Genomic DNA, 16,293 nt, shown 5'->3' with positions numbered 1-16,293 from the left:
AATCTAACTCCTTTCGCATACACACAAGTCAGGCAAGGAATATCCATGCAAAACGGGCTGATGGTGCTGCACGGCAACCGTCTGGAAACCCTCACCGAGCTGGTGGCCGACTGGTTGCAGCGCGAACCACTGTCACCGCTGGAAACGGAAACCTTTCTGGTGCAGTCCAACGGCATGGCGCAGTGGCTGAAACTGCAGCTGGCGGATGCACTCGGCATCAGCGCCGGTTTCCAGTTCCAGATGCCAGCCCGATTCCTGTGGGGGGCCTATCGCACCGTGCTGGGTGAAGACCAGGTACCGCGCACATCCCCGTTCGACAAATCCCGCCTGCTGTGGCGGTTGTACCGGTTGCTGCCCACCCTGCTCAATAGCGAACACTTCGGCCCGCTACGCCACTTTCTTGCCGACGATGTGGATGGCCGCAAACGCCACCAACTGGCCGAGCGACTGGCGGATTTGTTCGATGCCTATCAAATGTACCGGGCAGATTGGTTGGACGACTGGGAAAACGGCAACGACCGCCTGCGTAAAGCCCAGGATCGGGATACCTTCGATGAATTTCCCACCAGTCAGTTATGGCAGGCTCATCTATGGCGTGCCCTGCTGGCAGACATGGATTCCAGTAAACGGGGCCTCAGCCGCAGCGCCATTCACCGGGATTTCATCGCCGCGCTCACTCTGCAAAAGGAACAAGGCACGTCACCTGCGGGCCTGCCACGCCGGCTGATTATCTTCGGCATCAGCGCTCTGCCCCAGCAGGCTCTGGAAGCGCTGGCCGCGCTTAGCCAGCATTGCCAAATACTGATGCTGGTACAAAACCCCTGTCAGCATTACTGGGCGGATATCGTCGAAGATAAACAACTGCTGCGCCGCCAACTGGACAACCGCAAGCGGCATGTGACCACCATGCCGGAAAACCGGGTTAATCCATTATTGGCCGCCTGGGGCAAACAGGGGCGGGACTTTATCGGCCTGCTCTACGATCACGACGATCCGGACAGCTATCGCAGCGTCTTTCTCAATCAGATTGACCTGTTTGAAGCCATCGAGCCACAGAGTGTGCTGCAACAATTGCAGCAGGATATTCTCGACCTGGAACCCCTGCCCGAACCGGATCAACGTCCGCCACTGAGAGCCGGTAGCGCGTCACCCGCTGATGGCTCACTCAGTTTTCGCATCGCCCACAGTGCTCAACGGGAAGTGGAAATTCTTCAGGACGCATTGCTGGATCGCTTCAGCACCGACCCCACCCTGCAGCCCCGCGACGTGATCGTGATGGTGCCGGATATCGAGGTCTACGCCCCGCACATTGAGGCCGTATTCGGCCGGCTGGAACGGGACGATCCGCGCTATCTGCCCTACACCCTCAGCGACCGCAGCGCCGGTGCGGCCTCGCCGTTGGCACAGGCCGTGGAGTCCCTGCTACACCTGCCACAATGGCGCTTCACCGCCACCAACATTCTCGACCTGCTGGATGTACCCGCCGTACGCGAACGCTTCGGCATCGACGAAAGCGATCTGCCACAACTGGCCCGCTGGATCGATCAGGCGCGGATTCGCTGGGGGCTCAACAGCCCGCAACGCAAAACCCTGGACGTCCCTGGCTTCGAACAAAACAGCTGGGCCTTCGGCCTGAAACGGATGCTGGCCGGCTACCTGCTCGGCGACGGCCCAGCCTGGATGGGCATCGAACCCCTGAACGAAGTCGCTGGCCTGGGCGCCGAACTGGCCGGCCGATTATCCAGACTGCTCGACACCCTGGAATATCACTGGCAACAATCGCGCGAGGACACCAGCGCCCGGCACTGGCAACAACGGTTTACCGCCCTTTTCGATGATCTTTTCAACCCCGTGAACGAAGCGGACCAAACCCTGGATGCAAGCCTGCGCGATGCCCTTAACGACTGGCTGGCCGCTTGCGCCGAAGCCGACTTCGACAGCCTCCTGCCTCTCACCGTGGCCCGCCGCCCCCTGCTCGATGCCCTCAAGGCCGAGAGCATGTCACAGCGCTTCATGGCCGGGCGTATTAACATCTGCACCCTGATGCCCATGCGCGCCATTCCCTTTCGCCATGTCTGTCTGCTGGGAATGAAAGACGGCGACTACCCGCGCCAACAGCAACCCATGGATTTTGATTTAATGCGGCAATGGGGTAACTACCGCCCAGGGGATCGTTCCCGCCGCGACGACGACCGCTACCTGTTTCTGGAAGCCCTGCTCAGTGCCCGCGACAGCCTCTACATTAGCTGGACAGGCCGCAACGTCCGCGACAACAGTGAACGCCCGCCCTCGGTACTGGTGGCACAACTACGCGATCACATTAATCAACGTTGGCACACCGATCAGGGCGAACCGGTGGACGCCCTCACCGTGTCGCATCCGCTGCAACCGTTCAGCGCCCGTTATTTTTATTCGGCCAACGACGCCAGTGCAGCCAACAACGCCGACGCCCACATCCTGCACACCTACGCCAACGAATGGCGCGCCCTCCACGAGGAGCAAACGCACAGGGTCGACAATGATCAGCCCTTGCCGCCACTGGAAAATAACGAGCCCATTTCCTGCGCCGCCCTGGGGCGTTTTCTCAAACAACCCGTGGCCCATTTTTTCGAGCAGCGCTTAAAGGCGCGCCTGAAACAACAGCGCCAAGTGCTGGATGACAGCGAACCGTTTTCATTCGATGGACTGCAACGTTTCCAGTTACAGGATCAGTTGCTTAATGAAGCGTTGCGCGCCGGCCCGGAACATGCCAATGACGCCATGCGCGTAGCCATGGACCGTCTCGCTGGCAGCGGCGACCTACCCCTGGCGCCCTTTGACGAGGGCAACCGCGACAGCCTGTTGTTGCCGCTCGCGCAGCCACTGGAACACTACTTTACGCTGCTGGCCGACAGCGGAACCTTGCAACCGCAGCAGGAAATTCGCCTCACCGCCGGCCCCTTACAAATCGAAGATTGGCTCACCGATTTGCGTGGCTCTAGCGCCAACGCCCAACGGTTGGTGCTGCACACCGGCAAGCTAAAAGAGCGATTCGACAAACTGACTCGGGACTGGGCCTTGCACCTGGCCGCCTGCGCCGCCGGGCTGCCGTTGACCACGCATATTCAAGGTCAGGACGGGCGCTTTAGCCTGCCCCATATTCATCGCAGCGACGCCCAGCAATGCCTGGATCAGCTAGGTTATGCTTGGCAGAAGGCGTTATGCGAACCCCTGCCCGTGGCCTGCGCCACCGCCTTCGCCTGGCTAAAAGGGGAAGAAAAAGACAACGGTGAGAACGAAGCACGCAAGGTATTTGAGTCCGGTTTTATGCATACCGGCGAACAGGAAAAAGAACCGGCCATTGCCCGCGCCTGGGCCGACTTCGACACCTTACTGGCCGCCTCCCATGGCGATGCCAACGCCTTCGAATACTGGACTGAACAACTCTATGCCCCGCTCTACCTGCATGCCCAGTGGCTCGAACCGGGGGATGACGCATGAACATTGAGCGTCCGCTTCCGATTACCTTTCCGCTGCACGGCACCCGGCTGATCGAAGCCAGTGCAGGCACCGGCAAAACCTTTACCTTGGCCGCTCTTTATCTGCGCTTGGTACTGGGCCATGGAGGCGAAAACGGGTTTTCACGTCCGCTGCTGCCGCCGGAAATTCTGGTGGTCACATTCACCGAAGCCGCCACCGAAGAACTACGCGAACGCATCCGCGACCGCTTGGCTGATGCCGCGCGCATTTTTGCCGACCCCCACGCTGAAGCCGACGATCCAGTGCTGGCGGCACTGCTTAGCGATTACAGTGAAAACGAACAACGCACCAGCTGCGCCCAGCGCCTGGATGCCGCCGCCCAGTGGATGGACGAAGCCGCCATCTACACCATCCACGGCTTCTGCAACCGCATGCTCAAACAGCACGCCTTCGACTCGGGCAGCCTGTTCAGCCTGGAATTGCAGGAAGACGCCAGCGAAGAGCAGCAACTGGCTGCTCGAGATTACTGGCGCTCGGTGATTAGCCAATTTCCAGTAAGCGCGGCCAATGCCCTGCAAAGCCAGAACTTGGGCAACCCGGACGCCTTGCTGGGAGCCTGTCGGCCGTTACTGGGATTGAAAGAAGCCGACCCGTCAGCGTTACCGCAAAGCGTGGCTCACTGGCTGAACCAAACCGGCCCGCAAGAGGAACGGGACCAGCAGGCCCGCCAGCAACTGGCCCACGAACTGCCGGACTTTCTTGAATGGGTACGCGCCGCTCGCGACAACAAATGGCTAAACGGCAATAGCTACCGCACCACCAGCCTGCCCGGCATGCTGCATACGCTGCAGCGCTATGCCAATGGCGAACGGCTCAACGGCAAGGCCTATGACACCCTGGCCAAGTTTTCCCACGAAGGCATGAAGCTCACCAAGGCTGGTCAAGAGCACCGCCCGAGCTTTGCCTTTTGCCCACAACTGGATGCGGTAATGGAAGGCCGGGCGAACACCGCACTGCCCCGCACCGAGCTGCTCACCCATGCCGCCGCCTGGATCGACCAGCGCGTGGATCAAGTACGCCGGCAAACGGCCACCATGGGCTTCGACGATATGCTCAGCCGCCTGCACGACGCCTTGAAGGGCGGTAATGGCGAACGGCTTGCCCAGGTCATCCGCGATCAATTTCCGGTGGCATTGATCGACGAATTTCAGGATACCGACCCGACCCAGTACGGCATTTTTTCCGCCCTTTATGAAGGGCAGCAAAGCACCGGCTGGTTTATGATCGGCGACCCCAAGCAAGCCATCTATGCCTTCCGGGGCGCCGACGTTTTCACCTACCTGAAAGCGCGCCAGGCCACCGAAGGCAACCACTACACGCTGGACACCAACTTCCGCTCTTCTCGCACCATGGTGAAGGCGGTGAACCATCTATTCCACTACAGCCAGAGCACCTTTGGCGATGTGTTCATGATGGACAACGCCATCCCCTTCAAAGCCGTGAAAGCCAATGGCCGCAAGGATGTTCTGTTGATCGACAAGACAGAACAATCCGGCATTACCCTGTGGGTAGACGACAAGGAAAAACCCGTCAGTGCCGGCCAGTACCGTGACGAACAGGCCGCACGCTGCGCCAGTGAAATTACGCACCTGCTTAATGGTGCGGTCAACGGCGTTACCGGATTTCAGACAGGCGACACCTTCCGGCCCTTGCACCCCAACGACATCGCCATTCTGGTGCGCGACCGCACCGAAGCCAAAGCCATCCGCGATGCGTTAATGCAACGCAATGTGCGCAGCGTTTATCTGTCCGATCAGGATTCCGTTTTCGCCCAGCCCGAAGCCCATGATCTGCTGCTGATTCTGCACGCCTGCGCGGCCCCGGAATCCGACACTCGAGTACGCAGTGCCCTTGCCTGCGCCGTGCTGGATCTGGCCTACGCGGAGCTGGATGCCCTCAACCAGGATGAAGTGCGCTGGGAAGAAACCGTAGAGCAGTTCCACGGCTACCGGCAGCAATGGCAAAACCAGGGCGTGCTGCCCATGTTGCGCAGCCTGCTGATGGATTTCCATGTGCCCGCCCGGCTTAGCCAAAACCTGGACGGTGAGCGTGCCCTGACTAACCTGCTGCACCTGGCCGAACTGTTACAGCAAGCCGCTAGCCAATTGGATGGCGAGCAATCCTTGATTCGTTATCTGGAAGACACCGTAGAAAGTACGGTCGAAGCAGGCCGTGGCAGCAGCAAGGAAAGCATCCTGCGCTTGGAAAGTGACAACGACCGGGTAAAGGTCATCACCATTCACAAATCTAAAGGGCTGGAATACCCGCTGGTGTATCTGCCTTTTATTTGTAGCTTCCGCCCGGCGGACAAAAGCAAACCACCCCTGCGTTACCACGAGAACGATCATCTCAATGTATCGCTGGAACCGGACGACACAATACAAGGCAAGGCGGATCACGAGCGCCTCGCCGAAGACATGCGCCTGCTCTATGTGGCACTGACCCGCGCCTGCCACCGCTGCACGCTGGGGCTGGCCCCCTATATCAAAGGCCGGGGTAAACAGAACCAATTGGAAAAAAGCGCCATCGGCCGGTTACTGTTCGGCAACGGCGTGGCCAACGATGGCTTGAGCGCCGCCCTTGCCCCCGTCGCAAACGATGCCGTCAACATCATTAAGGCACCGCACAGCAACACCGAATCGTATCAGCCTCAAGCGCAATCACAGACCCTGCGCCCGCCCTTGATACCTGCGCCCCGCCAACGGCAACCCTGGTGGATTGCCAGCTACAGCGCGCTCAAACAGGTGCAGGAAACCTTGGCACCCGCGGACCCGCGCGGGGATCAATTGGCAGAACAACAGGACGAACAACCCGTCGCGGATGTGGAACCGTTGGCCGATACCATCCACGCTTTCCCACGCGGTGCAGCGCCGGGCACCCTGCTGCATGATGTGCTTGAGCAGGCCGCCAACCAGCGCTTCCAACAAACCCTGGCCGACCCCATGGACTTTGAAACCAGCGTGGAAGAAAAACTCCAGGCCCGGGGCTGGCAGGATTACACCGACGTCATCCGCCATTGGTGGAAGCAGGCGGTCACCACTGCGCTGCCATTAAGCGAAGGAACCGTCTCTCTCGATACCCTGCACACCTATGTGCCTGAGCTGGAATTCCTGTTTCCTGCCCATCGAGTCAACGTGGCCGACATGGACACCCTGATCCGCCAGCACGTTCACCCACAACATATTGCCCCGCACTACCCGCGCCCAAAACTGGAAGCCGACACCCTCAATGGCATGCTCAAGGGCTTTATCGACCTGGTGTTCGAACACGAGGGCAAATACTACGTGCTCGACTACAAATCCAACTGGCTGGGCGTAGACGACAGCGCCTATACCCTGGATGCCATGACCGCCGCGGTGCTGGAAAAACGCTACGAAGTGCAATACGTGCTTTATTTGCTGGCCCTGCATCGCCTGCTAAAAAGCCGCCTACCGAATTACCACCCGGACCAGCACCTGGGCGGCGCGGTTTATGTTTTTCTGCGTGGTTTACAAGGCCCGGCGGCGGGTACCGTATTCGATCGACCGGATAGCGAACTGATCGAAGCGCTGGATGTCATGTTTGGGGGTGAGGAATGAGGGAAAAGTTGAAAGTTCAACGTTCAGAAATGCGAACGCGCTCTGCTGTCACTGCAATGCCGTGCCCGCGCACCACACACAAATCGCAACATAGAGCCTGCTCGACAGGCTCGAGCCCTTCTCTCGTTCCAACGATCAACGTTCAACCTCCCACCGGGTTGGAGGCATCCTATGCAAGCTGACCTGTTCTCCGCCCTCACCTGGGAAGACGCGCTAATCCTGCTGCGCGACAACAATTTGCTGCGCGATCTGGACGTGGCCATTGCCCGTTTCCTGAAACAACAATGCCCGCAAGCAAGCTACGAGGTGTTATTACTCGCCGCCTTCACCAGCAACCAGCAAGCCAGTGGCCACCTGTGTCTGGATCTAAAAAACCGCGCGTTAGCCACCCAGCTTTGGGGCAGCAACCCGCCGCCGGAGCTGGTCGCCCTGTTACCCGGCGAGCCCAATAACTGGCTCCATGAACTGCAGCAAAGCACCTTGGTCAGCCAAAACGGCAGCACACCATTGGTACTGGACGGCAGCCGCCTTTACCTGCGCCGCAACTGGGCCCGGGAAGTGGCCGTGGCCGACGCCATCGAGCAAAAACTGGCCACCGTCAATCCACTGCCTGAAGCCCCCCTGCGCGAAGCCCTGGCCAAATTATTTCCCGGTTCCGACAACCAGACCGACTGGCAACAGGTGGCTTGTGCTTTGGCCAGCCGCAGCGGGATCAGCATCATTACCGGCGGCCCCGGCACCGGCAAAACCACCACAGTGGTACGCCTGTTAGGCCTGCTGCAAAGCCTGGCAATGGCCGATAACCAGCGCCTGCGTATTCGTCTCGCCGCTCCCACCGGCAAGGCTGCGGCACGGCTCACCGAATCCATCGGTGAGCAGGTAGGAAAACTCCACGTGGACGCCACCGTACGCGATGCCATTCCCACCGAAGTGACCACACTGCACCGTCTACTCGGCACCCGGCCAGACAGCCGTCACTTTCGCCATCATGGGGATAATCCACTGCACGCAGATCTGGTAGTGGTGGATGAAGCCAGCATGATCGACATGGACATGATGGCTTGCCTGTTGGAAGCCCTGAGCCCACACACCCGGTTGATTCTACTCGGCGATAAGGACCAACTGGCCAGCGTGGAAGCCGGTGCCGTGATGGGTGACTTGTGCCGTCATGCCCACGAAGGTCGCTACAAGCAACGTACCATCGACTTCGTTAACAATACCTGTGGCGCGGATATCAGTGACTATCAGGAGACAGACCAGAACCCAGGCAACGCCCTGGCGCAACAAACCGCCATGCTGCGCACCAACTGGCGCTCCAAGGACAGCCCCGGCATCGGCGAACTGGCGCGGGCAGTAAACGAAGAAAACCTGCCGCAGGTGCGCAAGAGCTTTCAACACTACCCGGACAGCCTGTATCGCCAACACCTGAGCAGCGATAGCCAGCAACTGGAAACCCTGCTGCTCAACGGCAGTAATGATCACACAGGCCTACGGACACTGTTTAGTGCGGTAGCAACACCGCCTGCACAGCGACACGATTTCGATGATTGGGCCGCCGGCCTGCTCAAACAGCTCACCCACCAGCAACTGCTCAGCGGCCTGCGCAGCGGCCCTTTCGGGGTAGAACAACTCAATCAACGCATCACCCACCACCTACAACAACAGGACCTGGCGCCGGAACGGGAATGGTACCCCGGTCGCCCGGTGATGATGACGCGCAACGATTATCAGCTGGGGTTAATGAATGGCGATGTGGGGCTGACGCTGCCCTTACTTGAGACCAGGAAGGGTACCGCGGAGCTGCTGTTAAGAGTGGCGTTCCAGTTGCCGGACGGGCGCATCAAGTGGGTCTTACCCAGCCGCCTGGACGGGGTAGAAACCGTCTACGCCATGACCGTGCACAAATCCCAAGGCTCGGAATTCAAGCATACCCTGCTGGTATTACCCGATGCCCCCCACCCCCTGCTTACCCGAGAGTTAATCTACACTGCCGTCACCCGGGCTCGGGATCGCTTCACCTTGCTGGAATTCGGCAAATCGGCCGTGCTGGACAGTGCGGTGAAAAAGCGGACTTGGCGGGCATCAGGGTTAGCAGAGAGGTTGAGTTAAAAGTGTAACGTTGAAAAGCGCGAAATAGAGGCCTACCACACGGCGGGCGTGTACCGATGTACCCGCACTGGCCAGAGACATTTTCTCCGGCCAGAGCAAAGGGCCTAATCAGCAGCCGCATGGCAACCGCAATACCCCATTTTTTATGGCAATATTCTTTCGTGTCACGTCCAAATTTTTGCGATATCCAAACATCAAAAAGAAAAAATCAGCCATAAAAATCGTTATGTCACACAGGATTTATTGAAGCATATCCTGCGTGATCACTGACTTACACACTCATGACACCTAAATTATTATCAGGATAATTTTCATAAAAATTATTTTTCTACCCACTGCCCATCCGGCGTTTTCACATACTGGCCTGCTTCCGTTTTATCGATGGCTTTTTGCCCTGCCAGCTTCGCCACCTTATCTAGGGTAATGCCGTTCTTTTTGGCAATTCGCTCATAGGCATCTCTGCGTTTCTGATTGATATCCGCGGCCAATTCCACCGCAGCCGGTGTAGCTTTAACGACTCCCAGATAACCATCCGTTTGTTCACCCACCAGCCCCTGGCTTTTCGCCTCACCTAGGTCCAGCGCAAACGCGGCCATACTCATCAATAGGGCCACCATGGCCAATGCGTATTTTAACATTTTCATAACACCTCCTTAGAACAAGTCGCTATCTTCGCTAAACAACTGATCAATATCCTTTTCCACCTTCAGGCGGATTTCATGATCAATCTTCACATTCAGGTTAATGGTGATGGGTTCTTCCGGTGCTTTCAGGGCCACCGTAGGCGTGCAAGCCGCCAACAGACACCCGGCCAGCAACATCGTGCCCAGCCCGACTTGTTTCATCATTGATTCTCCGTGCGCAGTTGTTCGGTGATTTCATCGCCGATACGCAAGCTACGCATCAGCGCCAACATGTTCTCTTGGTGCGTGTAGTTAAACACCACCGGCAGATTATTTCTCTGTGGGTTTTCGCCTTTGATGGTAATCTTCGCATCCAGCCAACCGGCTTTATTCATCCCCATGCGAGCCTGAAAATCGCTAATCAGCAAGGTACTAAGGCTATCCAGCGCCAGCTTCACCGCCTGATTCGACTCCGCCATGCTTTGTACGCTGGACGAAGCAGGAATGATCAACGACAGCGGCCCCTCGTTAGCCAGCCGCCCCTGCTCGATAACCATAAAATCCTCACCCAGTTGCAGCGGAACATACCCCCCTACTCGCCCGGCCAGCAACACTGGCGACGGGTTCTGCAACGCCGCGACTTGGGCTAGATCAATGCGACTGATCACTACCGGCTGAGGCCGAGCAGAGGGCCAGTCCAGCGACGGAGAGCGCAAATAACCACCGAGCAGATTCGCGCGAAGATCGGTAACATTCCACTGTGACAGGTCACTCTTCACGGTTAACGCCAGGTCGGTCATTGGCGTACCGATATCCAGAGTGTGCACCGTCACCGGCCCCGTGCTGCTGATCTGAATATCACCGTCATGGTATTCACCATGGATCTCAGCCGCAGCACCACGAGCGGTGACGCTGCCCCAGTCCAAGTCTGTCTCGATGAGAGTAATATCGCCACTGGCTTTCAGCGTTTTTCCCCATTGCCAGTGACCACGCCCTTCCAGCTGCCCTTGCCGTGGCGTGACGTCCAAGCCGACGCCCATGGCAGGGGTCAGCGCGCTACGCAGCGCCATCGCCCCTTTCGCCCCCCCGTTACCATCAAGCGTGGCGTTGGCCCACAGGTCACTTTGCCACTCGCTAACCGTTAACCGGCTCTGAATCTGGTCGCCTTCCACCGTCGCGGTTCCCGATATCGGCGGCAAACGCCAGCGTGCCGCCAGCAAGCCCTCGCTGTCGATGGCCAGGTCGCCGCTGATGCCCTGTTCATTGATCCGCAACGGCCCCGTTGCACTCAACGATAAAGGCCGGATCAAGACCTGCCCGATCAAACCTTCAGAGATTGATGCCTGACTCCCCGCCGCCACGCTGACAGTGCCATCCAGCAGCGACCAAGGCGCCTTAACCGTCACCTGCCCACCCTGTTCAAACTGCGGCAAGACGGTGTTTGCCTGCAGGGTGCCGGCCCAACCGGCACCAGACTGGGCAAACGCCAGGCTACCCTCTAGCGGGTAACCGGACAGACTGCCAGCCACGCTAGCCTCGGCACCGTATGGCGCCTGTTGCAAGGTATCCACGGGCGACCGAAAGGTCAGCTGGTCACTCCCTTGTCGTGCGCTCAGCGTGAGTGGAGCCCCCTCCAGGCCGTGGCTACCGACCACGCCTTGCCAGGCCCCTTGCCACTGGTATCCCTGCCATTGGCCATGCAAGGCCACATCGCCAGCCCACTGCCACTCTATCGCTGCCAGCGCATCGTCGTCTGCCAGTGCCCACTGAACCTCACTGGCACCGGTGGTTACTTTCAATCCTTGGTAGCCCAACGCCAACGGCAACGCTGTGACCCCAGAGCGGGCCATGGGTATCTGCAAGGGCTCCTGCCACTGGGCAGTGACTGCTTGCGGCAAAGTCAGGGAGGCGGGCTCAAGCACCAGCAGCCGATCCTGCCAGTAAAATGCCACTTCTCCCTCCAGGCTTTCGCCCTGCAATCGCAGCGTTCCCCGCCCCTGTTCAATCGCCTGAGGGGAGTCTGCGGCAGCTTTTGGTTCACAGTTTTCGGGCGGCGCGCAGTGAGTGGCTGCCTGCAACGTCACGGTGCCAAGCGGGCCTGCCAACGCCAGCGCCACTTTTGCCCGAGCTAATGCCACGCCATTGCCGGAAACACTAAGAGGCTCTGCTGCCGTCAGCTGCCAGTCACTATTCAGCGCTAACGGCTGGGACAGGTCCGCCTCCAACTGCCACTGGGCACCTTGAAACTGAGCCTGCGCCAACAGGTCCGCCCGTTGTGCTTGCGACACTGGCCCGGCCGAATCAAGATCCAGCTGTATTTCCCCAGCGGGTTCGCCCTGCCAAGCCCCTTGGCCACGCCATTGCCAGTGGCCCTGCCAGTCCGGTAATACTGCGTTTAACGCTCCCTCACCGCTGGCCTCCCAAGCCCCGCTGGCTCGCTGATACTGCGCCTGTAGCGCCACGTGCGGGGCGGAGGCTTGCAGCTGCCAATGCTGCGCCTGCTGGTGGAGTGTCAGCATCATTACCGGAAGGGGATAGTCAATAACGCCGGCCAAATCCAGTTCGACAACGTCCAGATGGAAAGGAGGCGCCCAGGGAAGCCCGTCAGCAAAGGGGCTAGCCGACGTCTGCGCAGAATCACTTTTCGCACAGTGATATAACGCTAGCGTCTGCTGCGTCACGTTCAGCGGCCAAACACTCTCAATGCTCAGGTCGGTACCTTGTGCGGCCACACAGTCGTCGCGCACAACACGCCACTGGCCCAGCGTCAGGCCGTGCTGCCACCCCGGCTCACTGACGCGTATTCCTGCGCTATAGGCCCAGCCTACCGCCACCAGAATCAGCAGCAATACGATAACCAGCAATAACAACAAGCCAGCGCCTAGTGGGCGAAGCATGCGTGAGGAGAGTCGAACCATAATGGTTAGAGGGCCGCCAGCGTAATTGGTTCGATGGTGGCGCTTTCCTGCCGATTTACAAACTTGAATGCAATGTAACTCAACAGCATCGCCTGCAGGCTGTTGGCGATCACCTCGCCGCCAAGGGTTGTGCGCTTAGCCCCAATACTATTAGCAGCATCAATGTGCCTTGTAACCGGGAGTGATAAAGACGCCTTCGCCCTTTTCAGGCAAATCGGGGAAATCGAAAATAGCGCAGAAAGCCCACGAGATTTTCAAAAGCACGCATTAAGAATGGCTTGGCAAGGTTAATAGCCCGCAGGGCCCAGCCCCAAGCAACCGGCAATACTCCCCCGCTCAGCTGGTTTATACTGCCGTTTCATTCAATACAAACGATACGGCGCCCCATGAGCATCAACTGGTTCCCCGGCCACATGAACAAGGCCATCCGCGAAATTCGCGACATTCTCCCCAAGGTGGACCTGGTCATCGAAGTGGTAGACGCCCGCTTACCCTATAGCAGTGCCAACCCGGTAATCGAACAATTTCGCGCCGACAAGCCCTGCCTGAAACTGCTCAGCAAAAGCGACCTGGCCGATCCCGCCATTACTCAACAATGGCTGGCTCATCTTGAACAAGATCCAACCGTCCGCGCCCTGGCCATCACCACCGAAAAGCCGGAACAGATCCGCAAGCTGCTAGACACCGCCCTGAAAATGGCTGGTAAACGCGAAGACCGGGCCACCAGCGTCACCGCCCTGATCACCGGCATTCCCAACGTGGGCAAATCCACCCTGATCAACAATCTGGCCAGCCGTATCATTGCCAAGGCAGGTAACGAGCCCGCCGTCACCCAGCGCCAACAGCGCATCGACCTGCGCAACGGCCTTATCCTGATCGACTCCCCCGGCATCCTTTGGCCTAAAATCGAAAATCCGGACAGCGGCTACCGCCTGGCCCTCTCCGGCGCCATCAAAGCCACCGCCATGCAAGAAGACGACGTGGCCTTGTTTGCCGCCGAGTATTTCATGCAAGCCTATCCAGAATTAATGAAGGAGCGTTTCAAACTCGACACGCTGCCCGATGAAGGCGTGCCGTTTCTGGAAACCATCGGCAAGCAACGCGGCTGTATCGGCAAAGGCGGCCACGTGGACTTCGACCGCACCGCCGCCCTGCTCATCAACGAATACCGCAGCGGCAAACTCGGCCCCATCACCCTGGAAACCCCGGCCATGGCCGAGAAAGAGCATGTGAAAGTGGCGGAGATACGCAGGCTAAAAGAAGAGGAAAAAGAGGCGAAGAAGAAAGCCAGGAAGGCGGCTTATAAGGCGAAGGGGCAGCACCGGAAGTAACTAAATTACCTGCCTATCTTCGCCTCCCACCAGCAAAACCAGCCCCTTCATGGGCCTGATCATTAAGCAGTTCGTATTCAGCAAGGCGCCGAGCCCTGTGTCAATCGACGAACTCAACACCCGCGTGCTGGTTATCCAGCTGTGCGCTGATGCCGCCGGAATAAACGTTCCAGACCAGATTTCTCAGGCGCTGTCTCTAATCAGGTCTGTCTCAGTTTCGGTGGAGTGGACAACACCCAGCCATTGAGAAACAACATGCCATTGCCGGATATGTTAGCGAAACCATGAAGGGGACCACGGTGATCTGTCGTGGAGTAAGACGATTCCTGACTTACATATTTACAAAATCACGAGATTAATCTTGTAGGGGGTTTTGGTTTTCTACATTCGGCCCGGGCACAAAAAAGCCCGACTGTTTCCAGTCAGGCTTTTTTGTATCTCGATTGGTCGGGACGGGAGGATTCGAACCTCCTACCCCTTGCACCCCATAAGTGTAAAGCACTGTCCGCCTACGTCCACAGAAATCCACTTTATCTTTATTTTCAATTAGTTATAGAAACGCGATTAATTGTATTGTCCTACAAAGTCCACTAAAATCCGCCGGAAGCGATTGAGAAACGGCAACCGAACGGCAACCAGAGCGAAACGACAGTACCATTATGTCCAAAATCCTCACCGACAAGCAGCTTGCCATTAAGGTTGAAAAAGTTGCCTGGATCACTGAAGCCTCCCCTCGTGGTCACGGACGTCTATCGGTCCGCCTCCGCCCAACCGGCGGACCACTATTCTACTTTCGCTATTCCGACGAGGACGGCAAACGCCAATACATTCCTCTGGGGGCCTACTCCCGCACAGGGACTAACGGTTTAACCCTGAAAACGGCCCGCGCCAAAGCCAACGAACTCTCCCAGCTGTATCTCACAGGAATCAAGAACCTCACTGAACACCTCGATGCTGAACGCGATGCTGAGAAGGCGATTCGTGAAGCGGAAGTTCGCCGCCTGGAGCAAGAAGCGGCACAAAAAGCGGCCGAGGCCGCTGCACTGGCTTCTCGACAGACCGTTTCCCAGCTCTTCGAGCGCTGGATGGAGATTGACGTGTCGCACCGGAAGGACAAGGGAGCAGAAGTCCGGCGCATGTTCGAGAAAGATGTACTCCCCCTCATTGGCCAGGTCTTCGTCGCAGACATCCGTAAAGGGCATATCACTCAGGTTACCGACGCCATGGCGGCACGGGGAGTCACCCGCATGGTGAAAGTGGTTTTCAGTCTGATGCGACAAATGTTCCGCTTTGCCGTGGATCGGGACATTATTGAATTCGATCCGACAAGCAGCATCCGCAAGGCCAAAATTGGCGGCAAGGAAACGGAAAGAGATCGGGTACTGTCCGAAGACGAAATCTTGCAACTCAAGCAGGCCATACCCAACGCCAATTTGCTGTTCAGCACGCAGTACGCCATCTGGATAGCCCTATCTACATGCTGCCGCATCGGGGAGCTACTCGCGGCTCGTTGGGAGCACCTGGACTTTGATAAGGACACCTGGCTCATTCCCAGAGAGAACAGCAAGAACGGCAAGCCTCACAACATCCATTTATCCCCGTTTAGCAAACACTATTTCCTGAAGTTACGGGAAATCCATGGCAACACCCCGTGGTGCTACCCCAATAGAGAAGGCACCGGGGCTCTGTGCTCGAAAACGGTCACAAAGCAGCTGTCTGACCGCCAGCGTCCCTCCAGCCAGGGCACCATGAGCAACCGCAGCAGCAAAGCACAATCCTTGATTCTGCCGGGTGGGAAATGGACGCCTCACGATCTACGCCGGACTGGGGCCACCATGATGACGGCACTTGGCGTTATTCCAGAGGTGGCTGAGCGCTGCCTCAATCACACGGAAGAAAATCGCATCAAACGCACCTACCAAAGGCACAGCTACACCAGTGAGTGCATCGATGCCTGGCGTCGACTTGGAGAAAAGCTGGAAGAAATCACGAATCAGCCCACCAGCGAGGAGGCTGACAGCCAATCCTGCTCCTTGCAAATGCCATGATCTGTAGTAATTCAGACTTGATCTGACAGTTACCGGTTTTTGGGTATACGGATTTAATGGTTGATGGGGCACCTTCACCCCATCAATCTGATACCACCCTCAGATGGTTGATAGATCGACTCCGTAGTTGAGTTCCTCTGCGAAGTCCGGCAGTCCGTAACCGATGG

At 58.0% G+C, this 16,293-nt stretch carries 8 protein-coding genes and 1 tRNA gene; 5 read left to right on the top strand and 4 right to left on the bottom strand.

The features are described from left to right. The first annotated feature begins 45 nt into the window (after positions 1–45). From recC to recD, 3 genes are all read left to right on the top strand, one after another. Positions 46–3,480: an exodeoxyribonuclease V subunit gamma gene (recC, locus tag ABNH10_RS05540; RefSeq protein WP_349385019.1), complete on the top strand. Its 3,435-nt coding sequence runs from the start codon at positions 46–48 to the stop codon at positions 3,478–3,480. Beyond that, the gene (recB, locus tag ABNH10_RS05535) at positions 3,477–7,097 is read left to right on the top strand and encodes an exodeoxyribonuclease V subunit beta (RefSeq protein WP_349385018.1); all 3,621 of its coding nucleotides are present in this window, start codon (positions 3,477–3,479) and stop codon (positions 7,095–7,097) included. Before recC ends, recB begins: the two co-directional genes overlap by 4 nt. Before the next feature lie 171 nt (positions 7,098–7,268). Continuing rightward, on the top strand, positions 7,269–9,206 hold the full coding sequence (recD, locus tag ABNH10_RS05530; protein ID WP_349385017.1) for an exodeoxyribonuclease V subunit alpha: 1,938 nt from the start codon (positions 7,269–7,271) through the stop codon (positions 9,204–9,206). A gap of 320 nt (positions 9,207–9,526) precedes the next feature. Here the strand turns inward: recD and ABNH10_RS05525 are convergent, their stop codons facing one another. From ABNH10_RS05525 to ABNH10_RS05515, 3 genes are read right to left on the bottom strand one after another with little or no spacing between them, the layout of a single operon-like run. Beyond that, entirely contained in the window at positions 9,527–9,850 is a 324-nt protein-coding gene (locus ABNH10_RS05525) for a YdbL family probable chaperone protein (protein ID WP_349385016.1), read from the bottom strand. Positions 9,851–9,859: 9 nt separating this feature from the next. Further along, entirely contained in the window at positions 9,860–10,054 is a 195-nt protein-coding gene (locus ABNH10_RS05520) for a YnbE family lipoprotein (RefSeq protein WP_349385015.1), read from the bottom strand. Further along, on the bottom strand, positions 10,051–12,726 hold the full coding sequence (locus tag ABNH10_RS05515; RefSeq protein ID WP_349385014.1) for an intermembrane phospholipid transport YdbH family protein: 2,676 nt from the start codon (positions 12,724–12,726) through the stop codon (positions 10,051–10,053). The genes ABNH10_RS05520 and ABNH10_RS05515 overlap by 4 nt, the downstream gene beginning before the upstream one ends. Before the next feature lie 407 nt (positions 12,727–13,133). On the opposite strand from ABNH10_RS05515, the gene ylqF reads away from it, so the two are divergent. Further along, complete coding sequence (gene ylqF, locus ABNH10_RS05510; protein WP_349385013.1) at positions 13,134–14,078, top strand: ribosome biogenesis GTPase YlqF; 945 nt, start codon at positions 13,134–13,136, stop codon at positions 14,076–14,078. Between the two features lie 444 nt (positions 14,079–14,522). On the opposite strand, the gene ABNH10_RS05505 is transcribed toward ylqF, so the two are convergent. Further along, positions 14,523–14,597 (bottom strand) — tRNA-OTHER (locus ABNH10_RS05505). A 140-nt stretch (positions 14,598–14,737) separates the two neighbouring features. On the opposite strand from ABNH10_RS05505, the gene ABNH10_RS05500 reads away from it, so the two are divergent. Continuing rightward, positions 14,738–16,126: a tyrosine-type recombinase/integrase gene (locus tag ABNH10_RS05500; protein WP_008929764.1), complete on the top strand. Its 1,389-nt coding sequence runs from the start codon at positions 14,738–14,740 to the stop codon at positions 16,124–16,126. Positions 16,127–16,293: the final 167 nt, after the last annotated feature.

The sequence above is a fragment of the Alcanivorax sp. genome (assembly GCF_040119285.1).
GTDB lineage: Bacteria > Pseudomonadota > Gammaproteobacteria > Pseudomonadales > Alcanivoracaceae > Alcanivorax.
The sequence above is the reverse complement of the archived record's forward strand: the minus strand, read 5'-3'. Positions and strand labels throughout refer to the sequence as shown.

What these genes read in the sequence shown, in the direction of transcription:
- recC (WP_349385019.1), top strand. Translation starts at nt 46, where the DNA reads ATGCAAAACGGGCTGATGGTGCTGCACGGCAACCGTCTGGAAACCCTC.
- recB (WP_349385018.1), top strand. Translation starts at nt 3,477, where the DNA reads ATGAACATTGAGCGTCCGCTTCCGATTACCTTTCCGCTGCACGGCACC.
- recD (WP_349385017.1), top strand. Translation starts at nt 7,269, where the DNA reads ATGCAAGCTGACCTGTTCTCCGCCCTCACCTGGGAAGACGCGCTAATC.
- ABNH10_RS05525 (WP_349385016.1), bottom strand. Translation starts at nt 9,850, where the DNA reads ATGAAAATGTTAAAATACGCATTGGCCATGGTGGCCCTATTGATGAGT.
- ABNH10_RS05520 (WP_349385015.1), bottom strand. Translation starts at nt 10,054, where the DNA reads ATGATGAAACAAGTCGGGCTGGGCACGATGTTGCTGGCCGGGTGTCTG.
- ABNH10_RS05515 (WP_349385014.1), bottom strand. Translation starts at nt 12,726, where the DNA reads ATGCTTCGCCCACTAGGCGCTGGCTTGTTGTTATTGCTGGTTATCGTA.
- ylqF (WP_349385013.1), top strand. Translation starts at nt 13,134, where the DNA reads ATGAGCATCAACTGGTTCCCCGGCCACATGAACAAGGCCATCCGCGAA.
- ABNH10_RS05500 (WP_008929764.1), top strand. Translation starts at nt 14,738, where the DNA reads ATGTCCAAAATCCTCACCGACAAGCAGCTTGCCATTAAGGTTGAAAAA.